This window comes from Shimia marina (assembly GCF_001458175.1).
GTDB classification, from domain to species: Bacteria; Pseudomonadota; Alphaproteobacteria; order Rhodobacterales; family Rhodobacteraceae; genus Shimia; species Shimia marina.
The window spans coordinates 1-3,803 of the sequence record NZ_CYPW01000041.1 but is presented as its reverse complement, the minus strand read 5'-3'; the positions used below and the strand labels follow the sequence as shown (position 1 = coordinate 3,803).

Below are 3,803 nucleotides of genomic sequence, written 5' to 3'. Positions count from 1 at the left end.
CCGCTCAGCAGGCCTTGACCGCAACCTAATCACAAGAAAGAAACAGGAACGGATTCTACATCCAAACGGCCCGGATCAAGGGGCTGGGTCATACCCTTTGGAATTTCAAAGCGAATTTTCGATGGGTTGGACAGGTAGTGAAGTTCAAGCGCTGTACGCAACCGCGCGATTTCAACTCGGACGATGCTGTCGGTTGATGGGTCAAAGCTGGACCCTCGATTTAAAACGTCCACGCCGATGGCATAGGCCTTTAGCCGATCGCCGTTGCCTTCTAGTTCGGCTTTTACCAAGTACTCTAGAATCTTGTATTTTCGGGAGTTTTCTTCAAATCTGTTTGCATTTTGAAGCGCGGCAAGATGCTCCAGCACATCCTCTTTTTGTGCTTCTGATAGTGTTTGCTTCATCGAGGGCGCTCTACTTGCGTTGGGGGAGATGAGTTCTCCGAATTGATAGGTTCGACTGTTGAAGCGAAGTCACCTTACGTCAACCCAAGCGAGAGCATCTCAGTCGCTACATCGCCCTCTTAGAGGGCGGCAGGGCAAAATGCCTTGGTCTCGGCCGCGACTAAGCGGCCCAGATCTGTTAGCTGGAAAGACTGTGTTCGAGGTCTGGTTTCAAGCAAGCGGAGCTTCAGAAGTGACTGGACAACTTTCAATTCTGGTATCTTGTCGCTGGATCCGGGTTCGGCCAATGTCGCCAGTGCTTCAAGTTCGTCCGCTCGAAGGTTGGTAGCGATGGTTCGGGCAATCATCAGCATTTCTGCGCCTGCCGTGTCTCCATAAACTGGGCTGCTTTGGAGTCAAAATTTTCCGTGCTGTCGAGCGGTGCAGGAGAACCGATATTTGTGCTCATCAATATTGTCCGGTCAGTTTGGGGTGATTGTTTGTGCAGGCGACAGGAGCCACCCACGGAATATATTCCGCTACGATGCTTGGATATTGGGCGGGGGTGATTAACGCGTACGTACTGACGTTTTGCGTTTAGGGCGCATCGGTTAGGGGCATGTCTTTGAGAACCATTGGTCCTATGAATTATGATCCACCTCAATAGCTCACAGCAATCTGTGACGAAGCCCTTGGGGATGTGAGCCGAGGAGTGTTTCCCACAAAATGACGTCACGGGGCGATTGCGGTTGACCGTGACGCCTGCTCGGTGATGCACTTCAGGATTATAATATTGTCGTCTGGAGAAGCCCATGAAACCCGCCCAGATCAGAATTGGACTTGGCAAGGTCCTGGCTGTGCTGGTGTCACTGGCGGCACCTCCGGCGGCCAAAGCTTTTCCAGTGGACTGTGCCATTTTGCTTTGTCTGGCTGGAGGATGGCCAGCATCTGCAGAATGCACCCATGCGCGAGCGGTGTTCATCCGGCGGATCACACCCTGGCCAATCGAGCCACCATTGCAAATTTGGCGATGTCCGATGGATATTTCGATGAACGCGCCTTTGCAAAGTCGACCCGGCGAAGCGCAAGTGATCTTCGCTCAAGGATCGGAAGGAGGTGGCGCTGATATCGACATCAGTGGGATCGAATTCGATTTTGTCAGGTCGATCCGCGTCTGGGATGTGCGTCATTATAGCCATCGGCGGCGTGGCCGGGATGAAGGATGCTCAGAGCAATTCTACATGCGTCTTGGAACCTACGGGGAGCAGGGTGAGTTTGGCTGGCAATACACACGCCCGGAACTAGCTCCAAGCTGGGTGCTGCCCTCACGGCAGTGCTCTTCTTCCAACTGGCGACGAGGTGTCGGCGTCGAATGGGAAGATCATGAAGGTAATCATGGATATGAGTGGGTGGCGTACTAAGCGTCACGTTCTATTGGTGGTTTCGCTCGCCTCTAGCGTTGTCCGCTTTCATCTTCGATAGCCGTCATGCGATTGATGATATCTCCAGCGATATTCTCATAAAGAGCCGCTTGGCGTTCCCTTACAGAACCCGGATTTGGATTGCGTCGGCGGATCCGTGCGGCGAGCCACAACAGAATGCGTGCAGCAGGTTCTGTAACCTTTTCAGGCGTGGGAGCGGGATAGTTTTCTTCAAGCAAGGCAACTACTTCCGCATTCATGCTGCGATGGTTTTTGTCGGCAGCAGCACGAATTCTATCCCGCAGGCCGTCCGGCAGGCGGATGATGAATTTGTCTTGATTCTGGGCTTTCTCAGGCATGATGGCACGTTGCCATAAAAATCAATTGACGCAATAGTGGCTAAATGCCATCAATCGAATGTCTGTAATCAAGAGGTGATTCATGAATTGTCGAAAGCCAATGCAACTGCGGCTGCCTGAAGAGCTGAAGGAATGGATCAAAGCTGAGTCTAATCGGAATGGAAGTTCGCAAAACTCCGAGATTATTCGTGCGATCCGGGCTGCCAAGGACCAACGGCTTGCCATTCAATCATCTGCGCATGCCTGCTGAAGGAGGCTTTCATGTCAAATGCCAGTGTTCACACCAAGGCCAAGCAGGCAGCTTCGGCATTCATAAGAGAGGCACGCGAAGCTGGTTGGCTGCGAGCGAAGTTTGAGATCAAGCCAGATGGCAGCGTCACGGTTGATGCAGGGATGGTTGACCCCGAGGTCGCTGACGACTTCCTGTCCAGCGACTTGAGAATGGTCAATGACCCGTAAGAGCCTGCCTAAATATGTCTACAATGACAGGGGCTACCTACGCTTCATGCGAAGATCCCGTGGCATATCTGTAATGATGCATGAGGAACCAGGAACCCCTGAGTTCTGGGATCACTACAATAGGTTGCTTAGAGGTAAGCCTGCGCCAACGCCGGTCAAACGCAGCTTTGAAGCCCTGATACTCAGCTACTATGAAAGCGACGCCTATAAGAAGCTGAAGCCCCGCACACGATCAGATTATCGTCAATACATCAGCCACATCCGAGAGATCTGGGGCGAGAAAGATCCAGCACGGATCGAAACCCATCATATCTACGAGTTGCACCGCGCCAATGCTTCGCGTTGGCGGCAGGCGAACTATCTGGTGCAGGTGATGGTTGTTTTGATGAACCACGCCCGGTTGATCGGCTTCATCAAGAAGGAGCACGGCAATCCGGCAAAGGGCATTCCGCTATTCAAACAAGAGGGTGATGGTTGGGAGCCGTGGCCGGACGATGTCCGCGAAGAATTTGAAGCTCTGGCCTCAAAGCGAGCGCGGCTTGTCTACGAACTTTGCATCGGAACAGGCCAACGCATCGGCGATGTCGTCAAAATGCAGTGGGCACATTTTTCCGATGACGGGTTCGATTTTACACAAGGCAAGACCGATAAGCCGCTTTGGATCCCTTTGACCGACCGGCTCAGAGAGCATTTGAACGGTTGTGAGCGTGGTGAAGGCACGGTCGTAACCAATACCAAAGGGCAGCCCGTCAGTTATCGCATCGTCGCTGAGGAAATGCGTGCGATCAAAAAGAAGATGAAGCACGAGAAAGCTGGTTACTACAAAACCCACGGTTTGCGGAAGAATGCGACGATCGAGCTCTACTTGGCCGGATGTGATGACGAAATGGTCAAGGCCGTTACCGGTCACTCAGGCGTTGAGATGCTGAAAAAATACGGTGGACCGATCCGACAGCGGGAGTTGGCGAAGCGCGCTCAGGAAGCAAGAAACCAAATGGAACGAAGCAAGATCGAAACGTGAAAGTTTCAACGCTTGTTTCAAAATTCGTAGAGAAGGAGAGGGGGAATGACGCAAGCCATTGATTTTATTGGAGGCGAGTACCGGAATCGAACCGGTGTACACGGATTTGCAATCCGGAAAATTTCGTTGATTTTAAAGGGGAAAATTGTAAACGGACTTG

General features: G+C 52.2%; 7 protein-coding genes. 4 read left to right on the top strand and 3 right to left on the bottom strand.

Annotated features, from left to right (window positions below):
• Positions 1-29 precede the first annotated feature (29 nt).
• Complete coding sequence (locus tag SHM7688_RS19245) at positions 30-404, bottom strand: hypothetical protein (protein WP_058241591.1); 375 nt, start codon at positions 402-404, stop codon at positions 30-32.
• A gap of 119 nt (positions 405-523) precedes the next feature.
• Positions 524-757, bottom strand: a complete 234-nt coding sequence (locus SHM7688_RS19240) for a hypothetical protein (RefSeq protein ID WP_144432647.1) — start codon at positions 755-757, stop codon at positions 524-526.
• A 438-nt stretch (positions 758-1,195) separates the two neighbouring features.
• On the opposite strand from SHM7688_RS19240, the gene SHM7688_RS19235 reads away from it, so the two are divergent.
• On the top strand, positions 1,196-1,804 hold the full coding sequence (locus tag SHM7688_RS19235) for a hypothetical protein (RefSeq protein WP_058241589.1): 609 nt from the start codon (positions 1,196-1,198) through the stop codon (positions 1,802-1,804).
• Between the two features lie 32 nt (positions 1,805-1,836).
• Here the strand turns inward: SHM7688_RS19235 and SHM7688_RS19230 are convergent, their stop codons facing one another.
• The gene (locus SHM7688_RS19230) at positions 1,837-2,163 is read right to left on the bottom strand and encodes an Arc family DNA-binding protein (RefSeq protein ID WP_058241588.1); all 327 of its coding nucleotides are present in this window, start codon (positions 2,161-2,163) and stop codon (positions 1,837-1,839) included.
• Positions 2,164-2,245: 82 nt separating this feature from the next.
• Here SHM7688_RS19230 and SHM7688_RS20240 point away from each other — a divergent pair, with 82 nt between their 5' ends.
• Genes SHM7688_RS20240 through SHM7688_RS19220 form a run of 3 tightly spaced genes read left to right on the top strand, consistent with a single transcriptional unit; the run spans position 2,246 to position 3,643 of the window.
• Positions 2,246-2,413 (top strand): Arc family DNA-binding protein, encoded by a 168-nt coding sequence (locus SHM7688_RS20240; RefSeq protein WP_083499129.1) that lies wholly within the window; start codon positions 2,246-2,248, stop codon positions 2,411-2,413.
• An 11-nt stretch (positions 2,414-2,424) separates the two neighbouring features.
• Positions 2,425-2,622, top strand: a complete 198-nt coding sequence (locus tag SHM7688_RS19225) for a hypothetical protein (protein ID WP_058241587.1) — start codon at positions 2,425-2,427, stop codon at positions 2,620-2,622.
• Complete coding sequence (locus SHM7688_RS19220) at positions 2,612-3,643, top strand: site-specific integrase (protein WP_058241586.1); 1,032 nt, start codon at positions 2,612-2,614, stop codon at positions 3,641-3,643. The genes SHM7688_RS19225 and SHM7688_RS19220 overlap by 11 nt, the downstream gene beginning before the upstream one ends.
• Positions 3,644-3,803: the final 160 nt, after the last annotated feature.

Excerpts from the sequence above, each read along its gene's own strand:
- SHM7688_RS19245 (WP_058241591.1), bottom strand. The coding sequence starts at position 404 with ATGAAGCAAACACTATCAGAAGCACAAAAAGAGGATGTGCTGGAGCAT.
- SHM7688_RS19240 (WP_144432647.1), bottom strand. The coding sequence starts at position 757 with ATGCTGATGATTGCCCGAACCATCGCTACCAACCTTCGAGCGGACGAA.
- SHM7688_RS19235 (WP_058241589.1), top strand. The coding sequence starts at position 1,196 with ATGAAACCCGCCCAGATCAGAATTGGACTTGGCAAGGTCCTGGCTGTG.
- SHM7688_RS19230 (WP_058241588.1), bottom strand. The coding sequence starts at position 2,163 with ATGCCTGAGAAAGCCCAGAATCAAGACAAATTCATCATCCGCCTGCCG.
- SHM7688_RS20240 (WP_083499129.1), top strand. The coding sequence starts at position 2,246 with ATGAATTGTCGAAAGCCAATGCAACTGCGGCTGCCTGAAGAGCTGAAG.
- SHM7688_RS19225 (WP_058241587.1), top strand. The coding sequence starts at position 2,425 with ATGTCAAATGCCAGTGTTCACACCAAGGCCAAGCAGGCAGCTTCGGCA.
- SHM7688_RS19220 (WP_058241586.1), top strand. The coding sequence starts at position 2,612 with ATGACCCGTAAGAGCCTGCCTAAATATGTCTACAATGACAGGGGCTAC.